Genomic DNA, 23,214 nt, shown 5'->3' with positions numbered 1-23,214 from the left:
GGCCTCCGGGCCGCATCCAGGATCGGGCTGTCCCACGATGGAGAGCCTGGTCATGGATAGACGCTTCCTTCTGCAGAGCCTGGCGGCGGCCGGCGCGGTCGCCGCCGCGAACCCGGCCCTGGCGCAATCGAACCGGCCGCGCCGCAAGGCCCGCCCCTTCGTCACCACGGCCGACGGCGCCCAGCTCGCCGTCCGCGACTGGGGCGAGGGCCCGCCGGTGGTGCTGGTGCACAGCTGGGCGCTGAACTCGGAGATGTGGGGCCAGCAGGTGCTGGCGCTGACCGAGGCCGGCTTCCGCTGCATCGCCTACGACCGGCGCGGCCACGGCGCCTCGTCCGATCCCGGCCGCGGCTACAACGCCGACACCCTGGCCGGCGACCTCGCCGCCGTCATGGAGGCCCTGGACGTCACCGGCGCGGTGCTCGTCGCCCACTCGATGGGCTCGGGCGAGGTCGCCCGGTACCTGGCCCGCGGCGGCGAGCGGCGGGTTAAGGCCGCAGCGCTGCTCGCGCCCACCACGCCCTACCTGACCAAGACCGCCGACAACCCCTACGGCCTGCCGCCGCAGGCTTGGGAGCAGCTGCGGGCGAGCTGGCGCAAGGACTTCCCCAAGTGGGTGGCGGACAACACCCCGCCGTTCTTCACGCCGCAGACCTCACCGGCGACGATGCAATGGGGCGTGAACATGCTGCTGCGCTGTCCCCTGCCGGTGGCGGTGGCCTGCAACAAGGTGGTCACCGACACCGACTACCGGCCGGACCTGGCCAAGGTCCGCGTGCCCTTCCTGGTGGTGCACGGCGACGCCGACGCCTCGGCCCCCCTGGACATCACCGGCCGGCGGACGGCGGCGCTGGTTCCCCACAGCCGGCTGGTGGTGATCCCCGGCGCCCCGCACGGCCTGTTCGTCACCCACGCCGACGAGGTGAACCGCGAGCTGATCGCGTTCGCGAAGTCCTAGAACTCCAGCTCCCGCGCCGAGGCGGACTCGGCGTGGGCGGCTTCGGGCAGGTGGCAGGTGAAAGTGGCGCCGTGGCCGGGCTCGCTCTCCAGGGCGACCCAGCCGCCGTGCAGTTCGGTGAGCGCCTTGACCAGCGCCAGGCCCAGGCCTGGCCCGCCGCGCTCGCGGCCGATGAAGCGGTCGAAGATGTGGGCCTGGACGTGGAACGGGATGCCGCGCCCGGTGTCGGCCACCTGCAGCTGGATCTCGCCGAGCGCCCGTCGGGCCGAGACGGTGACCTCGCCGCCCGGCGGGGTCTGGCGGATGGCGTTCTCCACCAGGTGGTCGAGGATCTGGCCCAGCCGGCGGGCGTCGCCGCGGATCAGGCCGATGTCGTCGGGCTGCTCGAGCTTGAGGCCGATCTGCGCGGCCTCGGCCTCGCGCCGCCAGCGCTCGGCGGCCGTCTCCATCAGCTCCCCGACGCGGACGTCCTCCACGTCGAGCGCCATCTCCTCGGCGTCGATCTGGGCCATGTCGAGCACGTCGTCGATCGAGCGGGCGAGCTGGGTGGCGGCGGCGCGCACGGCGGCGGCGTGGCCCCGGCCGCGCTCGGACAGGTTCTCGCCCGACCGCTCGAGCAGCTCGGAGTAGCCGATGATGGTGGTGAGCGGCGTGCGCAGCTCGTAGCTGACGTTGCCGACGAAGTCTCGCTTCAGCCGCTCGGCCTCGGCCAGGGCGGCGGAGCGGGCGGCCAGCGCGCTCTCCAGCCGGCGGGCGTCGGTGATGTCGGTGAAGCCGATCAGCGTCGCCCCGTCCGGCAGAGGCCGCGACTGGTAGGAGACGATCCGCGAGTCCGAGGTCTTCACCTCGCCGCTCATCGGCGCGCGGGCCGAGGGGTCGGGGTCGGCGACCCGGCCCTTCAGCTCGCGCCAGAACTGCATGTCGTGCAGGCGCGGGATGCACAGCTCGACGACGCCTTCGAAGTCGCCGGCGGCGTCCAGCTGCTGGGGCGTGACGTTCCAGAACCGCTCGAAGGCTTCGTTGTGCAGGCGCAGGCGCCCGTCGGAGCCGAACACCGCGACGGCGTCGTTGAGCTTGTCGAGGGTCGCCTGCTGGACCTGGATCAGGGCGTTGTACTGGGCCTTCAGCTTCAGCTCGCCGGTGATGTCGCTGAACAGCAGCAGCATGCCGCCCATCGGGTGCGGCTGGCGCACGACGCGCAGGGTGCGCCCGTCGGGCAGGCTCCACAGCTCGTCGGGGGCGGCGCCCAGGGCTTCGTAGCGGTCGAGCTCGGCGGCCTTCCACTTGCCGTAGTCGGCGGTCTCAGGCAGCCGGCGGCGCTGGCGCAGGCGGTCGAGGATCTCGGCGTGGCTGGGCTGCTCGGCGAGCCAGGCCGGCTCCAGGCCCCACAGCTCGGCGAAGGCGGTGTTGTGGAAGGTCAGCCGCTTGCCATGGCTGAAGATCGCCACCGCGTCGGCGATGTGGTTTAGCGTGTCGTCGTGGGCGGCGTCGGAGCGCTTCAGCTGCTCCTTCAGCTCTTCGGTCTCGGTGACGTCGTCGGCCCAGACCCCGACGCCGCCGCCCTCCAGCGGCTGGGCGAGGATCTGGAAGGCGCGGCGGCGGCCGGCGACGGTCACCCAGCGGACGGTCTCGCGGCGCTGGCCGAGGTTCGCGGCCTCGCTGGCCAGGGCGTCGGCGCCCTTGTCGAAGCTGGCCCGGCGGCGCTGGGCTTCGGTGAGGCTGGCCGCGTCCACCGCCTGCAGCCAGGCGCGGTTGGCCCAGACGGGCGTGCCGTCGGCGTTGGCGATCCAGGCCGGGCCCGGCTTGGCGTCGAGGAAGGCCGCGAAACGCGGCGCGGTCGGCAGGCCCGCCTCCTCGCCCAGCACGGCCGACAGGCGCAGCCAGGCCAGGGCGCCGGCCGCCCGGCCCTCGACCGAGACGACGCCTTTGACGCCCCGGACCTCGAAGGCGCAGGGCTCGCCGCGCTCGAACAGGGCGCGCAGCCGGCGGGCGTGGTCCGGGTCGGCCCGCATCAGGGCGCCGACCAGCGCCTGGGCGTCCGAGGACTGGATGCCGAGGGCCGAAGCGCAGGCGGCGAAGCTCTCGTCGCCGGAGGCCAGCATGGCCTTGCCATCCTCGACGGCCAGCAGGGCGGAATCGAAGGCCTCGGCCGAGGCCATGGCCGCCTCGGCGCGGGCCTCCAGGGCGGTCAGTTCGGCGCGCAGGGCCTTGACCCGCTCATTGGCCTGGCCCCGCTGGGCCAGCGCCCACAGGATCGCGCAAATGGCCAGGGAGACCGCGCCGGCCGAAGCCGCCAGGATCAGTTCGGGCGCGCTCATCGGGTCTTTCTCGGCCGCCGCGGGGCCGAAGGGAAGCGAATCAGTTGTTTGCGAAGATAGGCCGCTCCGCCATCCCGCTCCATGGCGCTATTATGGCGCGGTGAGCCTCATCCTTTACCCCGTCGCCGATAACCCCGACGCCGCCCTGACCGCCCCCCGTGGGAGAGCCGCCCGCGAGCGGGAGGCGGCGAAGATCCTCAAGGGCGAGGTCGTGTTCGAGACCCAGCTGACCGGGCCGGGCTTCGCCACCCGGGAGGCGGCGCTGGACGCCTACGCCGGCAAGGTGGAGGACGACCGGCCGGGCCGCGTCTTCAACCCCGCGCCCGAGGACCGCTGGCTGCGCCTGGTCGAGGTGGTGGCCCCGGACGAGCGCCGCGCGCCGGTCCCGGTGCGGCCCGCCTACAAGGACGGCAAGCGCTGGCCCGAGCCGCCGCCGGCCCCGCGCACGGTCTGGCGGCTGTCGGTCAGCTACTGGCGGCCGGCGGCGGCCGACCAGCCGGCGGACGGGCCCCAGGCCCGGCTCGCCCGGCGCAAGGCCCAGGACCTGGACCGCGACGCGTTGCGGGCCCTGACCCGCCAGCCGCTGCGGCCGGTGAAGCCGCAGCAGGGGCTCGACATCGGCCTCTTCGAGGCGCGCCTGCCCGAGAATCCCGACATCATCGTCCCGGATGAGTGAGACCATCGGGCGCGCGCCCTCCCTGGACGATTTCGCAAGGCTGGCGCAGGCGGCCTTCGCGTCCCTGCCCGAGGCGTTCCGCAGGATGACCGGCGAGGTGATCTTCCGCGTGCAGGACTTCGCCGACCCGGACGTCCTGGCCGAGCTTGGGATCGAGGACCCTTTCGAGCTCACCGGTCTCTACCAGGGCGTCGACCTCACCCAGCGCTCGGTGTTCGACCCGACGCCGCAGGCCAGCCTCGTCTTCCTCTACCGCCGGCCGATCCTCGACGAGTGGGCGGAGAACGGCGAGGTGACGCTAGAGGAGCTGATCAGCCACGTGCTGGTGCACGAGATCGGCCACCACTTCGGCCTCTCCGATGACCAGATCGACGCCATCGAGGCGGCGGCGGATGGCTAGAGCGGCGAGGCGCCGCGGCGTGCATAGCGGGCGCATAATTGGCGTTTCGAGCGACGCAGCTCAACTCTGCGTCATGCATCGCCTGATTCCGATCGTGACCATCGCCGCCGTGGGGCTCTCGGGCGCCGCGAGCTACGCCCAGATCAACGCCCGGCCGGACAGCGCGCCGTCCGCGCCGGCCGCCCAATCTCCCATCCCGGCCAGCCCGCCGCGGCCGGTGGTCGCCGCCGACCTGGGCCAGGCGCTCCAGGCGGTGCGCGCCCGGCAGCTGACCCGCGCCCGCGAGATCCAGGGCGCGCTCGCCGACCCGGTGGCGCGCAAGCTGGTGGATTGGGCGATCGTCGATGCGCTCGGCCGCGAGCTGGGAACGTTCGAGCTGGAGCGGCTGGCGCGCGAGCTGGAGGGCTGGCCGCGGGAGGACGCGCGGCGCCGGGCCATGGAACGCACCGCCGGCGCGCAACTGCCCTCCGGCCCGGTGCCCTACACCGCCCTCGGCCCGTCGGCGCCGTCGGCCGGGCAAGGCTTCCACCAGCGGCGGCTGCGGATGAACGAGGCGCTGCGCGCCGGCGACGCCACGGGCGCCTACCAGGCGATCTCGGCCCACGGCCTGCCCCCCGGCGGGGTCGACTACGCCGAGGCGGAGTCCTTCGCCGGCTGGCTGGCGCTGAACAAGCTGCGCAACCCGCGCCTCGCCGACCAGCACTTCGCCCGCCTGGAGGCGGCGGTGAAGAGCCCGGTGAGCAAGGCCCGGGCGGCCTACTGGCGCGGCCGCGCCGCCGAGGCGCTGGGCGAGCCGGCCAAGGCGCGGGCCTTCTACGAACAGGGCGCGGAGCACACCACGACCTTCTACGGCCAGCTCGCGGCCGAGCGGGCCGGCCACAAGGAGCTCGTCCTCACCCCCGACCCCACGCCCACGGCCGCCGAGCGTTCGGCGTTCGAGGCGCGCGAGCTGGTCCGGGCGATGGAGCTTCTGTCCCGGGCCGGCGAGAGGGAGCTGGTCCGCGTCTTCGCCCTCCACCTGGGCGACGTGGTGGCGGACCGCAGCGAGCTCGCCCTGCTCGTCGACCGCCTGAAGGGCCTCGGCCACCAGGAGGCTTCGCTCCTCGCCTATCGCCGCGGGGCGCAGCGCGGCCTGATCCTGCACGAGCGCGGCTATCCGGTCGTCACGCCGCCGGCGGTGGCGAACGGCGCCGAGCCGGCGCTGGTCCTGTCGATCGTCCGCCAGGAGAGCCAGTTCGACCCGTCCGTGCGCTCCAGCGCCAACGCGCGCGGCATGATGCAGCTGCTGCCCGGCACCGGGCGCGAAATGGCCCAGAAGATCGGCATGGCCTGGAACGAGAGCGTGCTCTGGGACGCCGACCAGAACATGCGCCTGGGCTCCCGCTACCTGGGGCACCTGACCAGCCACTTCAGCGGCAGCTACCTGCTGGCGACAGCGGGCTACAACGCCGGACCCGGCCGCCCCGCGCAGTGGGTCCAGTTCTGCGGCGACCCGCGGTCGGCTTCCGTCGATCCCCTGGACTTCATCGAGTGCATCCCGTTCGGCGAGACCCGCAACTACGTGATGAACGTCGCCTCGAACCTGCAGGTCTACCGGGCGCGCCTGAACGGCGGGCGCGCGCCGCTAACCGCCTGGCAGGACCTGCGCCGCGGCGCCTGGGGCTCTGCGGGAACCCAGGTCGTGGCCAACCCGAGCGGGACGGCCGCCGGCTCGCCGTAGGCGCCGATGGGATTTCGTCTGCGCCGAAGGCGGCGACCCATCGTCGAGATGTCGCCGCCGTTGGGCCGGGTGTTCGAGGTGGTCCGGGAGACCTGGGACCTGAGCGCCGACCCGCGGGCGACCCCGCCGAGCTGTGAGCTGGTCGCCGCCGACCGCAGCGCGTCCGATGCGGCGGATCTGGCGCGGCGGGCGGCGGGCGCCCATTCGCGTCATGGCTTTCACAAGCCCACCCGGGCCTGGTGGGCGGTGAGCGGAGACAAGTTCCACCGCTTCGTCGTCCGGCCGCGTCGCCGGCCGCCGCCGATCCTGGTGGTCGGGCTCGGGATCGCGGGCCTGGCCGCGCTGACGACGCTCGGCCTGTCGCGGTCCCGTCGAGGCCCGGCCGCGCGCTAGTCCCCGTCGCCGCTGTCGTAGTCGTCGCGGGAATGGGAATAGCCGCCGCCGGCCTTCCGGCTTCGGCCCATCGGGGTCAGGCTGATCGCAAGCAACAGGATGAGCACGCCGAGCACGGCCGCGCCGATCAATGCGGGTGTTTCCATCGCCTAGCCTCCCCAGGCCCGGTCTTGTTCTCGACCGGCGGCCCACGATCCTTCGCGAGGGCCCTTCGCCTGGCAAGGCGCAGCGCCCCGACACGCTAAACAACGGCGGCCAAGCTCGGTTCCGTCGGCTGCGCCAAAACAAAGTTGACGCCGATGTCACCTTTGTTGACCCGCGCCAATTTCTTTGAGAGAACGTCAGTCAGAGAAAGTCCGGCTCTCAGGGAGACACCGCCATGGCTGACGGCAACATCACCAAGGACCTGATCTACGACGCCGTGGCGCCGGACGATTTCGAGTCGATGCTGGAGCTGGACCGCTACAACGCGCGCTCCACCGCCTTCGACAAGATCATCTCGGCGACCCACGACCACTTCTGGGATCCGCTGGATCCCAAGTACATCGACTTCTCCGAACCGTTCGACATGGAGAACGAGATGATCGTCCCCGAGGACATGATCGTCTCGATGTCCACGGACTACGTCTCCAACCACCTGAAGGACTGGAAGACCCGCGTCCGGTTCGTGAACCAGTCGGCGCTGCGCTCCTTCTCCTCGATCCTGCACGGCGAGCAGGGCGCGCTGAACCTCTCGGCGTCCCTCTGCCACGTGCTGAAGGACCAGGGGGCCCAGGAGTACGCGGCCAACCAGACCCGCGAAGAGGCCCGCCACGTCACCGCCTTCGCCAAGTACATCAAGGCCCGCTGGGGCCGTCCGGTGGAATGCGGCCCGACGCTGAAGACCCTGCTGGTGGAGATCATCCACGCGCCGGAGGTCTACAAGAAGATCATCGGCATGCAGATGCTGGTCGAAGGCCTGGCCATGGGCGCCTTCGCGACCTTCTTCAAGAACATGAACGACCCGCTCGGCCGCAAGCTGATGCAGCTGGTGATGACCGACGAGGCCTTCCACCACAAGTTCGGGAAGATCTGGGCCGACCGGACGATCCCCAAGCTGACCCCGGAAGAGCACGCCATCATCGAGACCTGGGCCGCGCACTGCTTCCAGACGCTGCTCTTCAACCTCGTGGCGCCGACCCAGCAGCGCGACCTCTACGAGGAGTTCGGCATCGATCCGGACCGCGTGATCGCCGAGATGGCGCAGATCATGACCGACGATCAGCGCCGCGAGAACATGAAGGAGCAGACCAACATCTTCCGGGTGCTGGTGAAGACCCTGCTCAACGCCGGCATCATCACCGACCGCACCAAGGCCTTCTACGCGACCTACGTCGACCTGGAGGAGCTGAAGAGCGAAGGCGACAAGATGGTCGGCGACGACATCGCCGAGGAGGGCATCAAGTACCTCCAGGAGATCAACTTCAAGGACAAGGCCAAGGCCATCCGGATCGCGGCGGAGTAGACCTCTCCGCCGGGCTGACGGGGACGAGCGCCCGCCGAACGATCGGCGGGCGTTCGCATGTCCGGGCGGGCGTCGCGGCGCAGACGTGGTAGTCTCCTCGCCCGCAACCTGGGCGACTGCTCCCATGACCTCCGAACCCGCCGTCTCGCCGGCGCCGGCGACGCTCGAGCCCCCGCTGGACCCGCGCCTGGCCGAGGCGCTCGACCTGGTCAGCGACGCTGTCTACGTGCTGGGCCGCGACGGTCGGTACCTGGTCTTCAACCGGGCGGCGGAGCAGTATTTCGGCGCTTCCCGCGACCTCGTGCTCGGCCGGGAGATCTGGGAGGTGTTCCCGCAGGGGCGCGGCACGCCGTTCGAGGCGGCCGTCCGCAAGGCGCTGGACGAGGGCGCGGAGAGCCGCTTCGAGACCGCCTCGGCGGTGCGGCCGAACCACAAGGTCGAGCTGCGCATCGCCCCGCTGACGGGCGTCGGCGTCGCCATAGCGCTCAGCGACATCAGCGGCCGGGACGCCGCCGACCAGCGCCTGCAGCTGCTGGTCAACGAGCTGAACCATCGCGTGAAGAACTCGATGGCGGTGGTCCAGGGGCTGGCCCGCCAGAGCTTCGCCGCCAGCCGCTCGCTGGAGCAGGCGCGGGAGGACTTCACCGGCCGGCTGGTGGCCTTCGCCGCCGCCCACGATGTGATCACCGAGCAGAACTGGGAGGGCGCCCACCTCCGCCAGCTGATCGAGCGCACGATCGCGGGGCAACTGCTGGCGAACCGGCGGGTGGTGCTGGAAGGGCCGCATGTCCGCATCGCGCCGAAGACCGCGCTCAGCCTGGCGCTGGCGCTGCACGAGCTGGCCACCAACGCCTTCAAGTACGGCGCCCTGTCCAACGACGAGGGGCAGGTGCGGGTGAGCTGGACGGCCAGCGGGGCGGCCGGGGCGATCCGCCTGCACCTCACCTGGGCCGAGAGCGGCGGGCCCCCCGTGGCCCAGCCGGAGCGGCGGGGCTTCGGCGTGCGCCTGCTGGAGCGGGCGCTGGCGGTGGACCTCGGCGGCCAGGTCCGGCTGCGCTTCGAGCCGGCCGGCCTCGTCTGCGAGATCGAGGCGCCGGCGAGCTGAGCCGCTTGGCGTAACGCCGGTCCTGACGCAAGCTCCGCCGCGGGGAAGGGGGAGCGCCCGTGTCCTATCCGATCGTCAGCCGGTCCAGGCCCGGCGCGCTGAACCGCCTGATCCTCGTGCTGGCGCTGATCGGAGCGCTCACCGTGGCGACCGTGATCGTGCTGGCGATCCTGATCCCCCGCGAGGGCGACAGCGTGACGCCCGCCGACGTGATCGGCGCGCCGGTGCGCGCCCAGACCGCCGCCGGCGACCGCATCTTCCTGCTGACCAGCCAGTGGCTGACCACTCGGCCGTACGTCGGCCGGCGCAGCGCCAACCGCCCGACCTACGTCGACCTGCTGATCGACGTCTGGGCCTTCGATGCGACGGACGGACGGCTGGTGTGGCGCCGTCAGCTCGAGGCCGACCGGAGCGGCCTGAACATGGGCCGGGCCGTGCTCGGCGTGGATGCGCGCGCCGTCTGGGTGCTGGCGGGCGACGGGCTCGTGGGCCTGTCGCCGGCCGACGGGGCCACCGTCGCCGACGTCGCGCGCCTGGAGGCGGCCAATCCGCAGCTCAAGGGGCGCATCCCCCGCGAGCCCGACTACTACCAGTTCGACCAGGGCGGCCTCTGGTTCACCGCGGCCGACGCGCGGCGCTGGCGCCTGGCGGGGCCGGGGCTCCAGGCGCGGCCCGAGGCGGAGCCGGCGGGGCCGGCCGAGGTGTTCGCGCCCGCCCGCTGGTCCGGCGGCGTCAGCACCTGGATGTTCCACGAGCGGGGCGTGCGGCTGGGGGATCGCTGGCTGGGCGTGTTGTCCGAACGCGAGGCCGCCGCGTCGGCGCAGGCGGAGGAGCTGAAGTTCTCGTCCGTGCAGGACGAGCCACTCGTCCGGCTCTGGTCGGCCTATCTCACCCAGGCGCCGACCCACTTCGGCTCCCGCACGGTCTACGCGCGGTTCGAACCGCTCCCGCAGTCGCCGGAGTTCATCCAGGGCGGGCTGCTGTCCGACGGCAAGGACAACGCCCCGCCCATCCTGCTCACCGGGCCCGACAGCGTCCTGGTTCTGCACCGCGACCGCCTCGGCGCCGACGGCCGCTGGCAGGTCAGCCGCATCGCCGGCCCGGACGGACGCCGGCTCTGGACCGCCCCGCTGCCGATGGCGCGGTTCGATGCGGTGATGCCGGGCAAGACCACGCTGGCGATCCAGGGCAGCCAGCCGGAGCCCGATCCACGGCGCGGCAGGTCTGGGGAGACGGAAGACATCGACCATCTCGTCGTCATCGACCTGGCCAGCGGGCGGACGATCGTCCAGCGCCTGGCCGCCAGCGGCGACTGGCCGGAAAAATAATCCTCGGCCGATGTCGGAAGCGGGGGCGGCCGTGCGTCCTTAGGGCGAAGACCCAAGGAGGCTCCGATGACCGCCGTCGCCGACACCAGCACCTTCCAACCCGCCGCCCGCCGCAGCGGCCGCGCCGCCCTCTGGACCGGCCGCATCCTGAGCGGCCTGATCATCGCCTTCCTGGTGTTCGACTCCGGGATCAAGCTGGTCCGCCTGCCGATCGTCGACGAGACCGGCGGCCAGCTCGGCCTGCCGCCGGGCGCCGGCTTCGCCCTCGGCGTGCTGCTGGCCTGGATCACGGTGCTCTATGCGATCCCGCGAACGGCGGTGATCGGCGCGGTGCTGCTGACCGGCTACCTGGGCGGGGCGATCTGCACCCACGTGATCGCCGGATCGCCGCTGTTCACCCACGTGCTGTTCGGCGTCTACCTGGGCGTGATCGCCTGGGCCGGCCTGTGGCTGCGCGACCCGGCCCTGCGCGCGCTGTTCCCCGTCCGCCGATAGAGGCTTCCTCCCCCGGCCGCCCGCCTCCTCCCCGGGGCGGCCCCTAAGTGACGCCCCGTCCCGTGACGGCGGCGTCACTTTTGTTTGACGAACGCCGTTCGGCTGCAGAAACTCCGGTACGAAGACCCTGCGACAGACGGGGCCAAGGGAGAGTTAGACGATGGCCGACGGCAACATCACCAAGGACGCCATGTACGGCGCGGTGGCGCCGGACGACTTCGAGTCCATGCTGACGCTGGACCGCTACAACGAGCGCTCCACCGCCTTCGACAAGATCATCTCGGCGACCCACGACCACTTCTGGGATCCGCTGGACAAGAAGTACATCGACTTCGACGAGCCGTTCGACATCGAGAACGAGCCGATGATGCCGGAGGAGCAGCAGCCGCTGCTGAAGCTCCCCTATGTGGCCGAGACGCTGAAGGACCCCAAGCAGAAGGTCGCCTTCATCAACTACATGCAGCTGAGGAACTTCTCCTCGATCCTGCACGGCGAGCAGGGGGCGCTGAACCTGTCGGCCTCCCTGTGCCATGTGCTCTACGACCAGGGCGCCCAGGAATACGCCGCCAACCAGACCCGCGAGGAGGCGCGCCACGTCACCGCCTTCGCCAAGTACATCAAGTCGCGCTGGGGCCGGCCCACCGAGTGCGGCGCGGCGCTGAAGGCGCTGCTGATCGACATCATCGAGGCGCCGGAGGTCTATAAGAAGATCGTCGGCATGCAGATGCTGGTGGAGGGCCTGGCCATGGGCGCCTTCTCCAACGGCTTCAAGTACAACCGCGACCCGGTCGCCCGGAAGCTGTTCCAGCTGGTGATGACCGACGAGGCCTTCCACCACAAGTTCGGGAAGATCTGGGCCGACCGGACCATCCCCAAGCTCACCGAGGCCGAGCGCAACGTGGTCGAGGACTGGACCGCCCACTGCGCCCAGAAGCTCCTGTTCGACCGCGGCGACCCGCGTCAGCAGGCCGAGATCTACGGCCGCTTCGGCCTCGATCCCGAGCGGGTCGTGGCCGACATCATGCAGCGCCGGGCCGAGCGCGATAAGACCCGCCGGTTCAAGGGCGAGACCAACATCTTCCGGGTGCTGATCAAGACCCTGTGGAACGCCGGCCTGATCACGGAGCGGACCCGCAGCTTCTACGCCATGTACGTGGACCTGGACGAGGTGGCCGCCGAGGGCGACCGGATGCCCGGCGACGACATCGCCGAGGACGGCATCCGCTACCTGCAGGAGATCAACTTCAAGGACCGCGCCAAGGCCCCGATCACCATCGCGGCGGAATAATCTCGACCTCTCCCTCCACTGGCGGAGGGAGAGGTCTTGGTCCCGCAGCCCTTTTCCCGCCAGCCCATCGGTGTTCAACTGGGGTTCAGGGGGACGGCGAGAGGCTGGCGGAATGATCGCGCGTATCCTGGCCAGCGCCATGGCGCTGGCGCTGCTGAGCGCTCCGGCGATGGCCGCCGCCCCGCAGCCGACCAACAAGATCGACATCTCGAAGATGGGCGGGCGCTGGTACGAGATCGCCCGCTTCTACAATCATCGCCAGAAGGACTGCTTCGCCGCCGCCGCCGACTGGGTGCGCAAGGGCGAGGGGTTCTCGGTGACCAACACCTGCCGTCAGGGTGCGGTGACCGGCCCGGTGAAGACGGTGAGGGCCAGCGCCAAGGTCGTGGACCCGGCCACCAACGCCAAGGTCAAGATGACCTTCATGGGGTTGATCCCCCAGGAGTATTGGATCCTGGACCGGGCGCCGGACCACAGCTGGTTCATCCTGGCCACGCCGGGCGGCAACTTCGTCTGGCTGTTCTCGCGCGAGGCCCAGATGCCCGCCGCCGCCAAGAGCGCCGCCGTCGCCCGCATCAAGCAGCTCGGCTACGACACGCAGAAGCTGCTGTTCACGCCGCACTGAATCCAGATGCTCAGGACGGCGCCGGCGGCTTCCTGCCCAGGATATCAGGCAGGCTTCGGACTCTGATCTCCGGAGCGCTGGGGCACTGCTGCAAAAAGCTGACCAGCGCATGGATCAAGAGGGTCCCGTAGAAGTGGTCTCGCGAGCTTCGGTTCGGAAGCTTCACACTCGCGCGATCCAACTGGGTTCCGCCGGCCGGGCAGCCATCGACGGCAAAGCTCAGGCTGATCACATCGTCGGTGGTCTCGAAGCGACCCCGAACCCCCGACTTCTCCGCCTGCGCCGTGCAATTGGCCGACACGCCGTCTCTGCCGGCGACGCAGACGACATCCCAGCCGCCCAAGCTGACGCGGGGAGGGGCCGCCCACGATGGAGCAGCTCCCGCCCACGCGCCGATCAAGGCCGCCGCAGCGGCAGCAGCTCGCCAATGCGTTCTCATCTGGAGCCCTCCCGCGCCGCTGAGCTTGGTCCAGTCGCCTAAGAGCGTCCACCTCGAACGTGCAGCGGCCGCGCGAGCGCGCGTCCACCTGCCCCCTTGATCTCAGAACGAAGTGGCAACAGGGTGGGGCGATGGAGGTCTCCGTCACCGTCGTCTCCGTCTCGCGTCCCGAGACCACCGCCGCCGTCACCCGCGGGGCGGCCAGGCTGCTCGCCGCTCTCGGCTACGCGCCGCTGACGGAAGTGACCCTGCCCAACGGGCGGCGGGCGGACCTGATGGCGCTCGGCCGCAAGGGCGAGATCCTGATCGTCGAGGTGAAGTCGTCGGTGGAGGATTTCCGCACCGACGCCAAGTGGGGCGAATACCGGCCCTACTGCGACGCCTTCGCCTTCGCCGTGGCCCCGGAGTTCCCGCGCGAGATCCTGCCGGAGGAGCCGGGGCTGATCGTCGCCGACGGGTTCGGCGGGGCGGTGCTGCGCGAGGCGCCGGTGGTCCCGCTGGCCGGGGCGCGGCGCAAGGCGCTGACCATCGCCTTCGGCCGGCTGGCGGCGATGCGGGCGGGCGGCGCCGAGGCGACGACGCTGGAGTAGAGCCGACGAGCGCCTGCCCGCCACTCCGCTCATCCCGGCGGAGGCCGGGACCCAGAATCCAGACGCAGCGGCGGACGAGTCGATCGCCCAGTTCAATCGGCCACGCAGATGCGGGTGGAGGTTCGCCGGTGAGTGATCACGCGGTCTTCCGCCCGCCATCTGGGTCCCGGCCTTCGCCGGGAAGAGCGGGGGTTTGTGTGAGCTTTACCGCGGCGCGCGCTTGGCCAGGATCCGCTGCAGGGTGCGGCGGTGCATGTTGAGGCGGCGGGCGGTCTCGGAAACGTTGTGGCCGCAGAGCTCGTAGACCCGCTGGATGTGCTCCCAGCGGACCCGGTCGGCGCTCATCGGGTTTTCCGGCGGCGGCGGGGACTCGTCCTTGCGGGCCAGCAGCGCGCGGGCCACGTCGTCGGCGTCGGCCGGCTTGGAGAGGTAGTCCACGGCCCCCGCCTTCACCGCGGCGACCGCGGTGGCGATGTTGCCGTATCCGGTCAGCATGATGACCTTGGCGTCGGGTCGGGCGTCGCGCACGGCCTCCACGACCTTCAGCCCGGTGCCGTCCTCGAGCCGCATGTCCAGCACCGCGTAGGCGGGCGGGTGGGCCTTCACGGCCGCCAGGGCCTCCTGGACCGAGCCGACCAGCGTCGGCTCGAAGCCGCGCTGCTCGAGCGCCCGGCCAAGCCGGGTGCGGAGCGGCGCGTCGTCGTCCATCACCAGCAGGCTCTTGTCGGGCAGGTCTGCGATCTCGGAGGACAGATCAACCATCGGTCGATTTCCCTGGCGGGCTCCCTAAACGCGCAACTGCGTCATCATGTCTATCGTTCACCAGCGGGCGCAAGCCTCTCAATGGCCTGTGACCTCGATGCGATCCCGCCGCCAACGTGCGGCGACAACCGCGCCGTGCGGGCGGCTGTTCTGAAACGTCACAACCGCCCCGGTGCGTTCCAACAGCGTCTTCGAGATGAAGAAGCCCAGGCCCATGCCGATGTGGCCGGTGCGCGAGCCCTCGGCGCCCGGGCGGGTGGTGACATAGGGCTCGCCGAGCTTGGCGAGCACGTCCGGCGCAAAGCCGGGGCCGTCGTCGCGCACCTCCACCGTCACCGTCTCGGCGTCGAAGCGGGCGCTGACCAGCACCTCGCTCTTGGCGAAGTCGACCGCGTTCTCGACGAAGCTGGTCATGGCGTGGGTGATCTCGGGCATCCGGCCGATGTAGGGCGTCTTGACGCCCGGCGCGCCGGTGACGATGGCCTCGACCCGGACCTCCTTGCGGTCGGCGTGGGGCTCGATGACTTCCTGGACGAGCTGCAGAAGGCTCATCCGCTCGTGCACCTCGTCGCCGGTGTCGGGCGTCTCGCTCAGCCGGCGCAGGATCTCGCGGCAGCGCTCGGTCTGGGCCATCAGCAGCTCGGCGTCCTCCTTCACCTGCGGCGTGGGCGCCTCGCGCGCCATCTCCTTGGCGACGATGGTGATGGTGGCGAGCGGGGTGCCGAGCTCGTGGGCGGCGGCGGCGGCAAGGCCCCCCAGCGCCGACAGCCGCTGCTCGCGGGCGAGCACCGCCTGGGTGACGTCGAGGGCCAGCGCCATCCGGGCCGACTCCTCGGCCGCCTGACGCACGTAGCCGGCGATCAGCACGATCCCGGCCAGGTTCGCGGCCGCCGCGCCCAGGCGGTAGGGCAGGGGCGCCAGGCCGTTCGCGCCGCCCGGCCAGGTGAAGAAGGCCAGCGCCAGCGAGGCGGCGACCGCCAGGCCGCCCACGGCCAGCACCGGTCGCCGCGGCAGGGTGGCGGCGGCCACGGTCACCGGCGCGATCAGGATCAGCATGAAGGGATTGCCCGCCCCCCCGGTCAGGTAGACCAGGCCGGTGATCTGGGCGATGTCCAGGCCGAGCTGGCCGGCCGCCTCCCAGTCGCCGGCGGTCCGCTGGCCGGGCGAAGCGACGCCGACCAGCAGGTTCAGCCAGGCGGACAGGCCGATCAGGGCGAAGCAAAGCTCGTAGGGCGCCGAGAAGCCCATGATCAGGCCGACGAAGGCCAGGATCACCACCTCGCCGGCGATGATCAGCCAGCGCAGGTTGACCAGCGTGCGGACCTTCAGGCGGCTCGGCCGGTCCATGCCGCGGCCGAGCGCCGGTTCGGCTTGCAGCGAGGCCGGCCCTCGCCTATCGACGACCGCCGTCCCGCCCGCCGGCTGCTGGTTGGTGAGTGAAGCCATCGAGCTCCCAAGATCGTCGAGATCGAGCCAGCTGACGAGCCCATTAAGGACCTGCCATGGCAAGACGTTCCTCGCTAATCGCCCTGATCGTGCTGGTCGCCGCCGCCCTCGCCGTGGCGATCGCCTGGCAGGGAGGCGTGTTCTCCCGCAACGACAGCGCGCCGGCCGCCTCGGCGGTCGGGGGGCCGTTCCAGCTGACCGACGCGTCCGGCCGGCCGGTCGACCAGTCGCTCCTGCAGGGCAAATGGAACGCCGTGTTCTTCGGCTTCACCTACTGCCCCGACGTCTGCCCGACGACCCTGCAGACCCTGATCGACGCCAGGCGCCAGCTGGGCGCGCGCGGCGAGCAGCTGCAGATCGTCTTCGTGTCGGTGGACCCGGGCCGCGATACGCCCCAGCAGGTGGCGACCTATCTGTCGAACTTCCCGGGCGTGGTCGGCCTGACGGGCACGCCCGAGCAGGTCGCCCAGGTCCTGAAGGCCTACAAGGGCTACGCCGCCCTGAGCTGCCCGGCGGAGGACCCGGCCGAGCGGGCGCGGCTGAAGGCGCCGCAGGACTGCCAGGACAGCTACCTCGTGGATCACTCCTCGGCCGTCTACCTGATGGACCCGCAAGGGCGCTTCACCAACGCCGTGGCCCACCAGCTCGGCCCCGACCAGGCCGCCGACGTGATCCGCCGCGAGATGGAGAAGCAGGGCGCCTGACGCGGGCGGCTGCGCTGTAGGGCCGCGTCGGCGACCGCCGCCGACTAAGGTAAAGCTTCGTCTCGCCCTCGGCGCGAGTCGTGTTGCGCCGCGGAACTGTGAAGCCCGTAGTGGACTTCCTAACTATGTGGCGTGCATGCTGCGCTGCAGCGAGGAGGGGCCGCGATGCTCTACACACTCTATGAGGCGGGGTACTACCAGTCCGCCCCCCTGCGCTTCGCCGCCCGGATGACGCGCGACTTCTGGAGCTCCCCGCTCAACCCGGGGCGGGAGACGCCGCTGGGCCGGCGGCTCTACGCCTCCGCCGACCTGATCGCCAACCTGACCCGCCGCTACGGCCGCCCGGCCTGGGGCGTCGACAGCGTCAAGATCGGCCAGCGCCAGGTGGCGGTGAGGCCCGAAGTGGTCTGGTCCACGCCCTGGGTGAAGCTGACCCATTTCCGCCGCGACGCGGCCGACATGCGCGCCGCCGGCCGCACCGGGCCGGAGCCGACGGTGCTGATCGTCGCCCCGCTGTCGGGCCACTACGCCACCTTGCTGCGCGGCACGGTGGAGGCCTTCCTGCAGGACCACGAGGTGTACATCACCGACTGGGCCAACGCCCGGGACGTCTCGATCCTCGACGGGCGGTTCGACTTCCACGACTACATCGACCATGTGCGGCGGATGCTGACGGTGCTGGGCCCGCGCGCCCACGTGATCGCCGTCTGCCAGCCGGGGCCCGCGGTGCTCGCCGCCGCCAGCCTGATGAGCGAGGACGACGATCCGGCCCGGCCGGCCTCGATGACCATCATGGGCTCGCCGATCGATGCGCGGCTTTCGCCGACGGTCACCAACAAGCTGGCCGAGGAGAAGCCCTTCGCCTGGTTCGAATCCAACATGATCTACACGGTCCCGCCGCCCTATCCTGGCATGGGCCGGCGGGTCTATCCGGGCTTCGTCCAGCTCTACAGCTTCATGTCGATGAACATCGAGCGGCACCAGAACGCCCATCTGCAGTACCTGCAGGACCTGATGAAGGGCGACGGCGACTCGGCCGAGAAGCACCTGGAGTTCTACGACGAGTACCTCTCGGTGCTGGATCTGACCGAGGAGTTCTACCTCCAGACCATCGACGTGGTGTTCCAGAACTACCTGCTGCCCAAGGGCGAGCTCTACCACCGCGGCCGCCACGTGCGCCCCGAGGCGATCACCGACGTCGGGCTGATGACGGTCGAGGGCGAGAACGACGACATTTCCGGCATCGGCCAGACCCAGGCCGCGCACGGACTGTGCACCGGCCTGCCGGCCGAGCTGCAGATCGACTACATCCAGCCGGTGGTCGGCCACTACGGCGTGTTCAACGGCCGCCGGTTCCGCGAGGAGATCTACCCGCGGGTGCGGGACTTCATCGCAGTCCACCAGGCGCGTGTAGGCGCGAGGCGAGAAGCAGCTTAAGCCTGCGCCCCATGTCCGTCTTCGGCCGCGCCCTCGCCGACGGGGACCGGCTGGAGCTGGCCGGCCTCGTGATCCGCCTGAAGGTGAACCGCCGTGCGCGGCGGGTGAACCTGAGGCTGGACCGCACGCGCCGCGAGATCGTCGCCACCGCCCCTTCGCCCAGGCGTCTGGCCGAGGCCGCCGCCTTCGCCAAGGACCGGCTGGCCTGGATCCAGGAGCGGCTGGCCGAGCTGCCCGACCCGCAGCCGATCGCCCCAGGCATGACCCTGACCGTCTTCGGCCAGCCCTGCCGGCTGGAGGCCGGGACCGGCCGCCCGCGCTGGATCGCGCCCGGAGCCGACGGCCTGGCCCGGATCGCCGCGCCGGGCGAGGGCCGCGCCTACGCCCTGGCCGCCATCCGCGCCCTGAAGGCCCACGCGCTGGAGGTGCTGACCGAGCGCACCCGCCGCCACTGCGAGGTGTTGGACGTGCCGCTGCCGGCCATCGCCGTGGCCGACGCCAAGTCCCGCTGGGGCTCCTGCCGGGCCGCCTACGGCAAGAAGCCGGCTTCGATCCGCTATTCCTGGCGCCTGGCGCTGGCGCCCTGGGCCGTCGCCGACTACGTCGCGGCCCACGAGTGCGCCCACCTCCTGGAGCTCAACCACTCGCAGCGGTTCTGGGCCCACGTCCGGCGCCTGATCGGGGACGAGCGCCCGCACCGCGCCTGGCTGCGCGCCCATGGGGTGCGCCTGCACGCGTTCGGGGCGGAGTAACGATCCTCTCCCGCAGGGGAGGGGGACCGCGAAGCGGTGCGGACGCCTATCCGGAACAGCTCTGCTCATCCCGGCCTCCGCCGGGATGAGCGATCGACCCCAGACGCGACGCCCCTCGGGCGCCGCCGGGAGAGGGTGCAGAGCAGTTCCTGGTCTGACGCGAGCTAGTAGGGCGGCGTCTCGAGCTCGCGCGGCGGGCCTTCGGCCAGCGGCGGCGGCGGGCGCTCGCCGCCCGGATCGGCGGGCGGGAGCTGGCCGCGGGCCGGGTCGAGCAGGTCGCCGATGGGATCGGGCTCGGCCGGCTGAGGCTCGATGACGCCGCCGGGGATGTCCGGGGCGTTCAGCCGGGGCAGGGCCTTGACCATGAAGTCGCGCCAGATGCGGGCCGGCACGCCGCCGCCGGTCACCCGGCGCATCGGCTTGTTGTCGTCCTTGCCGACCCAGACCGCGGTGACGAAGCCGCCGGTGTAGCCGACGAACCAGGCGTCCTTGTAGTCGCTGGTGGTGCCGGTCTTGCCGGCCAGGTCGTGGCCCGGGATGTTCGCCGCCGTGCCGGTGCCGCTGCTCACCACCGTACGCATCATCTGGTTCATGTACTGCAGGGCCGGGGTGCCGATCACCGCCTGGCGGGCCGGGCGGTCGACGTTGCGGTCATAGAGCGTCCGGCTCGGCTCGTTTTCAGTCTTCGCGGTGGAGATGCGCTCGATGCCGTAGGCCCGGGCCGAGAACCCGCCGTTCGAGAACGGCGCGTAGGCCTGCGCCATCTCCAGCGGGCTCACCTCGACCGCCCCCAGCGCCATCGACGGATCGCGCTGGATCCGCGACGAGATGCCGAGCCGCCGGGCGGTGTCGGCGACGTTGCCGGTCCCCACCTGGCTCGCCAGCTTGGCGGCGATGGTGTTGATCGACTGGCCGAGCGCCGTCTGCAGGGTCATCGGGCCCCTGAAGTCGCCGGTGTAGTTCCGGGGCTCCCAGTTGCCGATGCGGATCGGGGCGTCCACCTCGGGCGTCCAGGGCGTGCGGCCCTGCTCCATGGCGGTCAGGTAGACGAACGGCTTGAACGCCGAGCCGGCCTGGCGGCGGGCCATGGCCACCCGGTCGTACTGGCTCTTGGTGTAGTCGGCGCCGCCCACATAGGCCCGCACCCGCCCCTCGCCGTCGAGGGCGATGAGGGCGCCCTGCTCCACGCCCTGTCCCCGGCCTGCGGCCACCCCCTTGCGCAGGGCCTCCTCGGCCGCGCCCTGAAGGCCCAGGTCCAGCGTGGTCTGCACCACCAGGTCCTCGGTCGGCTCGCCCAGCAGGGTGCGGACCTGGTCGTCCACCCAGTCGACGAAATACTGGGCCCGCTGGTTGGCCAGCGTCGGGTTGACCCGCACCGGGTTCTTGAAGGCCTCGTCGCGCTGCTGGGGGGTGATCGCGCGGTAGCGGACCATCTCGTCGAGCACGATGGTCGCGCGCCGGGCGGCGCGATCGGTGGCCGACACCGGGCTGTAGCGGGACGGGCCCTTCATCATGCCGGCCAGCAGGGCGCTCTCGCCGATGGTCAGTTCGTCGGCGCTCTTGCCGAAGTAGCGCTGGGAGGCGGCCTCGATGCCGTAGGCGCCGCCGCCGAAGTAGACCCGGTTCAGATAGAGCTCGAGGATCTCCTTCTTGGAGAACTTGGCCTCGAGCCAGATCGCCAGGATCAGCTCCTGGATCTTGCGTCGGTAGGTCTGGTTCGGCGTCAGGAACAGGTTCCGGGCGAGCTGCTGGGTGATCGTCGAGCCGCCCCGCAGCGGCCCGCCCTCGTGAGTCATATTGTAGATCTGCGCGCGGGCGATGCCCCACGGATTGAACCCGAAGTGCCAGTAGAACCAGCGGTCCTCGATGGCGATGAAGGCCTTGGGGACGTAGGGCGGCAGCTTGTCCAGATCGACCGGCGGCGCGTACTGGCTGCCGCGGACTGCGATCAGCGCGCCGGAGCGGTCGAGATAGTGCACCGAGGGCTGGCGCTTGACCTCGTAGAGCTTGGAGGTGTCCGGCAGGTCGACGGCGAAGACCGCGAAGAAGGCCACCAGGAAGATCAGGCCCCAGACGGCCAGGACCGCGCCCCAGTAGAACAGCGCCTGCAACGGACTGCGGCGGGGGCGAGGCGGTGCGCCCCGGCGACCGCCCGACGGCGGCTGCGCATTGGCCATATCGAAGTTCTCAGCTCGTCCTTGAAGACCGCGCGCCCGCCCCGGCGGGAGCCTTTATCCCAGGGCCACGAAACGCGCGAGAAGGTTTACGAGATATGAACGGGACCGGCGGGGCGCAAAGCGGCGCCGAAAGGGCGCCGGATCTGCACGGGCGCGACCATTGGAGATAGGCGCGCCCTTGCCGCTTCGCCTCTGCAATCCTGCATAGCGGCGCTGCAGAATTCGACGTTGCCCCAGCGATCTTAACATCGTTATCTTAGCGTTGCTCAGTTCGCTTCCCGTCGCCGGTGGGGATACCGGCGCCGGACCCAGGAGCGGGCAGGCGTGTCGAATTCCATTTCCTCCCCGAAGCCCTGGAGGGCGCCCAAATGAAACTGCACCTCGTGCTCGCCGCTGCGACGGCGTTCGCCTCGGTGTCCTTCGCCGCCGTCACCGCCGACGCCGCCGAACCGGTCGTCGCCAAGCTGCGCGACGCCGTCCCCGCCAAGACCAAGGTGATCGCCGGCGGCGCGGTCTTCCTCTGCGACGGGACCGAATGCGTCGCCGGGGCCCCGGCCTCGCGCACCATCGCCACCGCCTCGTGCAAGGAGCTGGCGAAGTCGGTCGGCCCGGTCGCCTCGTTCGGCGACGCCCGCAAGCAGCTGGCCGACGACAAGCTCGCCGCCTGCAACGCGGTGGCCACCTCCGACACGATGATCGCCAACCGCTGAACCCCTTCCTCGAATTAGGCGCACCACTCCCAGCGTCTATTTGTCGAGCCCACTGGGCGCCGGCTTTCCGCCGGCGCCCTCTTTTTTTGCGGCGCCCCCCTCCGCCGCGCCCCCGCGGTGCACGCTACGTTAACGCCGATAAGTTAGCGGCGGTCGCGCGCCGGCCCGGAGCGATCCGATCCCGCCGGCGGCAAGTGAACCCGTCTGCCCGGCCCTGGAGGGCCAAGTCATGAAGTTGCATCGCGTCATCGCCGCCGCCGCTGCGGCCGCCTCCTTCTCCTTCCTCGCCCCCGCCGCCCAGGCGGCCGACCCTGTGGTCGCCAAGCTGCGCAACAGCCTCGATGCGCGCACCAAGGTGGTCGCCGGCGGGGCCGTGTTCCAATGTGTCGGCGCCGCCTGCGTCTCGGCTGCGCCGAACGACCGCACCATCGCGGTCTCGGCCTGCAAGGAGCTGGTGAAGGCGGTGGGGCCGGTGGACTCCTTCGGCGACAAGCTGAAGCAGCTGGAAGCGGACAAGCTCGCCGCCTGCAACGCCGCCGCCGGCTGAGCCGCCCGCCGCGCCCGCTGCGGAGCCTTTCGGGAGGCGCCGGCGACCGCCGCCGGCGCCTTCTTTATTACTCCGCGCGCGGAGGGGGCGCGACAATGACGCCGGCTCAGCGGCCCGGCCTTGGTTGCAGCGCGGAAAGTCGCGTGTTATCAGGCGCGCGGCTTAAGCCGGGGTCACGAGCAGTGGTTCCGGGTTAAGTGCTTTTTTCGAGCGCTTTCAAGCCTTTAGGTCGCGATGAAGCTTCTTCGCCGCGGCCCTCACGACGCACCGGGCGGACATTTAAGTGGCTGACGATTCCAAGGCTTCGAATGTGGGCGGACGTTACGCCCAGGCCCTGTTTGACCTCGCGAACGAGCAGAACCAGCTCGCGGCGGTCGAGGCCGACCTGAAGAGCCTCAAAGCGATGATCGCCGACAGCCGCGACCTGCGCGTGCTGCTGGCCTCCCCCGCCTTCGGCTCGGAAGAGAAGAGCAAGGCGCTGCAGGCGGTGGCCGCGGCGGCCCAGCTGAACCCCACCACCCGCAAGTTCCTCGGCCTGCTGGCCGCCAACGGCCGCGCCTCGGCGCTGGCCTCGGTGATCACCGGCTTCGAGGACCTCGCCGCCAAGGCCCGCGGCGCGATCGCCGCCGAGGTCGTCACCGCCGTGCCGCTGAGCGCGGCGCAGGCCAACGGCGTCGCCGCCGCCCTGCGCCAGGCGCTCGGCCGCGACCCGGAAATCTCCACCCGCGTCGACCCCGCCATCCTCGGCGGGATTCGCGTGAAGGTCGGTTCCCGCCTGTTCGACGCTTCGCTGAAGTCGAAGCTCGACCAAATGAAATTCGCCCTCAAGAGAGCGTAAGC

At 71.1% G+C, this 23,214-nt stretch carries 23 protein-coding genes; 18 read left to right on the top strand and 5 right to left on the bottom strand.

From position 1 onward, the window contains the following. Positions 1-52: 52 nt before the first annotated feature. On the top strand, positions 53-958 hold the full coding sequence (locus tag ACFSC0_RS06705; protein ID WP_377284226.1) for an alpha/beta fold hydrolase: 906 nt from the start codon (positions 53-55) through the stop codon (positions 956-958). Here the strand turns inward: ACFSC0_RS06705 and ACFSC0_RS06700 are convergent. After that, a complete protein-coding gene (locus ACFSC0_RS06700) occupies positions 955-3,276 on the bottom strand; it encodes a PAS domain-containing sensor histidine kinase (RefSeq protein WP_377284225.1) in 2,322 nt (773 codons plus the stop codon). The genes ACFSC0_RS06705 and ACFSC0_RS06700 overlap by 4 nt on opposite strands. Positions 3,277-3,376: 100 nt before the next feature. On the opposite strand from ACFSC0_RS06700, the gene ACFSC0_RS06695 reads away from it, so the two are divergent. The 4 genes from ACFSC0_RS06695 to ACFSC0_RS06680 all read left to right on the top strand — a co-directional run bounded on the left by ACFSC0_RS06695 (position 3,377) and on the right by ACFSC0_RS06680 (position 6,465). After that, complete coding sequence (locus ACFSC0_RS06695) at positions 3,377-3,952, top strand: hypothetical protein (RefSeq protein WP_377284224.1); 576 nt, start codon at positions 3,377-3,379, stop codon at positions 3,950-3,952. Next, entirely contained in the window at positions 3,945-4,352 is a 408-nt protein-coding gene (locus tag ACFSC0_RS06690) for a metallopeptidase family protein (RefSeq protein ID WP_377284223.1), read from the top strand. Before ACFSC0_RS06695 ends, ACFSC0_RS06690 begins: the two co-directional genes overlap by 8 nt. A gap of 73 nt (positions 4,353-4,425) precedes the next feature. Beyond that, entirely contained in the window at positions 4,426-6,072 is a 1,647-nt protein-coding gene (locus ACFSC0_RS06685; RefSeq protein ID WP_377284222.1) for a lytic transglycosylase domain-containing protein, read from the top strand. Between the two features lie 48 nt (positions 6,073-6,120). Next, a complete protein-coding gene (locus ACFSC0_RS06680) occupies positions 6,121-6,465 on the top strand; it encodes a hypothetical protein (RefSeq protein ID WP_377284221.1) in 345 nt (114 codons plus the stop codon). On the opposite strand, the gene ACFSC0_RS06675 is transcribed toward ACFSC0_RS06680, so the two are convergent. Continuing rightward, positions 6,462-6,611: a hypothetical protein gene (locus ACFSC0_RS06675; protein ID WP_377284220.1), complete on the bottom strand. Its 150-nt coding sequence runs from the start codon at positions 6,609-6,611 to the stop codon at positions 6,462-6,464. The genes ACFSC0_RS06680 and ACFSC0_RS06675 overlap by 4 nt on opposite strands. 233 nt (positions 6,612-6,844) lie before the next feature. Here ACFSC0_RS06675 and ACFSC0_RS06670 point away from each other — a divergent pair, with 233 nt between their 5' ends. From ACFSC0_RS06670 to mmcB, 7 genes are all read left to right on the top strand, one after another. Then, positions 6,845-7,969: a ferritin-like domain-containing protein gene (locus ACFSC0_RS06670; RefSeq protein WP_377284219.1), complete on the top strand. Its 1,125-nt coding sequence runs from the start codon at positions 6,845-6,847 to the stop codon at positions 7,967-7,969. 124 nt (positions 7,970-8,093) lie between these two features. Continuing rightward, on the top strand, positions 8,094-9,074 hold the full coding sequence (locus ACFSC0_RS06665) for a sensor histidine kinase (protein WP_377284218.1): 981 nt from the start codon (positions 8,094-8,096) through the stop codon (positions 9,072-9,074). Positions 9,075-9,133: 59 nt separating this feature from the next. After that, positions 9,134-10,402 (top strand): PA2928 family protein, encoded by a 1,269-nt coding sequence (locus ACFSC0_RS06660; protein WP_377284217.1) that lies wholly within the window; start codon positions 9,134-9,136, stop codon positions 10,400-10,402. A 66-nt stretch (positions 10,403-10,468) separates the two neighbouring features. Further along, positions 10,469-10,897 carry a DoxX family protein gene (locus ACFSC0_RS06655; protein ID WP_377284216.1) on the top strand — a complete coding sequence of 143 codons (429 nt, stop codon included), beginning with the start codon at positions 10,469-10,471 and terminating at the stop codon, positions 10,895-10,897. A 160-nt stretch (positions 10,898-11,057) separates the two neighbouring features. Next, positions 11,058-12,185, top strand: coding sequence for a ferritin-like domain-containing protein (locus ACFSC0_RS06650; protein WP_377284215.1), 1,128 nt, complete (start codon positions 11,058-11,060; stop codon positions 12,183-12,185). 112 nt (positions 12,186-12,297) lie between these two features. Then, a complete protein-coding gene (locus ACFSC0_RS06645; RefSeq protein ID WP_377284214.1) occupies positions 12,298-12,810 on the top strand; it encodes a lipocalin family protein in 513 nt (170 codons plus the stop codon). Positions 12,811-13,380: 570 nt separating this feature from the next. After that, positions 13,381-13,839: a DNA repair putative endonuclease MmcB gene (gene mmcB / locus ACFSC0_RS06640; RefSeq protein ID WP_377284212.1), complete on the top strand. Its 459-nt coding sequence runs from the start codon at positions 13,381-13,383 to the stop codon at positions 13,837-13,839. Positions 13,840-14,043: 204 nt separating this feature from the next. On the opposite strand, the gene ACFSC0_RS06635 is transcribed toward mmcB, so the two are convergent. Further along, a complete protein-coding gene (locus tag ACFSC0_RS06635; protein ID WP_377284211.1) occupies positions 14,044-14,601 on the bottom strand; it encodes an ActR/PrrA/RegA family redox response regulator transcription factor in 558 nt (185 codons plus the stop codon). Positions 14,602-14,679: 78 nt separating this feature from the next. Continuing rightward, positions 14,680-16,047 carry an ActS/PrrB/RegB family redox-sensitive histidine kinase gene (locus ACFSC0_RS06630; protein WP_377284210.1) on the bottom strand — a complete coding sequence of 456 codons (1,368 nt, stop codon included), beginning with the start codon at positions 16,045-16,047 and terminating at the stop codon, positions 14,680-14,682. 56 nt (positions 16,048-16,103) lie between these two features. Between ACFSC0_RS06630 and ACFSC0_RS06625 the strand changes: the two genes are divergently transcribed. The 3 genes from ACFSC0_RS06625 (at position 16,104) to ACFSC0_RS06615 (ending at position 18,940) form a co-directional block, all read left to right on the top strand. After that, positions 16,104-16,751, top strand: a complete 648-nt coding sequence (locus tag ACFSC0_RS06625; protein ID WP_377284209.1) for an SCO family protein — start codon at positions 16,104-16,106, stop codon at positions 16,749-16,751. A 165-nt stretch (positions 16,752-16,916) separates the two neighbouring features. Then, on the top strand, positions 16,917-18,188 hold the full coding sequence (locus tag ACFSC0_RS06620; protein ID WP_377284208.1) for a polyhydroxyalkanoate depolymerase: 1,272 nt from the start codon (positions 16,917-16,919) through the stop codon (positions 18,186-18,188). Positions 18,189-18,199: 11 nt separating this feature from the next. After that, the gene (locus ACFSC0_RS06615; protein WP_377284207.1) at positions 18,200-18,940 is read left to right on the top strand and encodes a M48 family metallopeptidase; all 741 of its coding nucleotides are present in this window, start codon (positions 18,200-18,202) and stop codon (positions 18,938-18,940) included. 164 nt (positions 18,941-19,104) lie between these two features. On the opposite strand, the gene ACFSC0_RS06610 is transcribed toward ACFSC0_RS06615, so the two are convergent. After that, positions 19,105-21,117, bottom strand: coding sequence for a transglycosylase domain-containing protein (locus ACFSC0_RS06610; RefSeq protein WP_377284206.1), 2,013 nt, complete (start codon positions 21,115-21,117; stop codon positions 19,105-19,107). A gap of 368 nt (positions 21,118-21,485) precedes the next feature. Here ACFSC0_RS06610 and ACFSC0_RS06605 point away from each other — a divergent pair, with 368 nt between their 5' ends. From ACFSC0_RS06605 to ACFSC0_RS06595, 3 genes are all read left to right on the top strand, one after another. Further along, entirely contained in the window at positions 21,486-21,827 is a 342-nt protein-coding gene (locus ACFSC0_RS06605) for a CC_3452 family protein (protein WP_377284205.1), read from the top strand. Positions 21,828-22,056: 229 nt separating this feature from the next. Beyond that, positions 22,057-22,374: a CC_3452 family protein gene (locus ACFSC0_RS06600; RefSeq protein ID WP_377284204.1), complete on the top strand. Its 318-nt coding sequence runs from the start codon at positions 22,057-22,059 to the stop codon at positions 22,372-22,374. 283 nt (positions 22,375-22,657) lie between these two features. Beyond that, positions 22,658-23,212: a F0F1 ATP synthase subunit delta gene (locus tag ACFSC0_RS06595; protein ID WP_377284203.1), complete on the top strand. Its 555-nt coding sequence runs from the start codon at positions 22,658-22,660 to the stop codon at positions 23,210-23,212. Positions 23,213-23,214: the final 2 nt, after the last annotated feature.

Origin of the sequence: Phenylobacterium terrae, assembly GCF_042681205.1 — a bacterium.
Classification (GTDB): domain Bacteria; phylum Pseudomonadota; class Alphaproteobacteria; order Caulobacterales; family Caulobacteraceae; genus Phenylobacterium; species Phenylobacterium terrae.
Note: the sequence above shows the minus strand (reverse complement) of the source record. Positions and strands in the feature narration are given on the sequence as shown.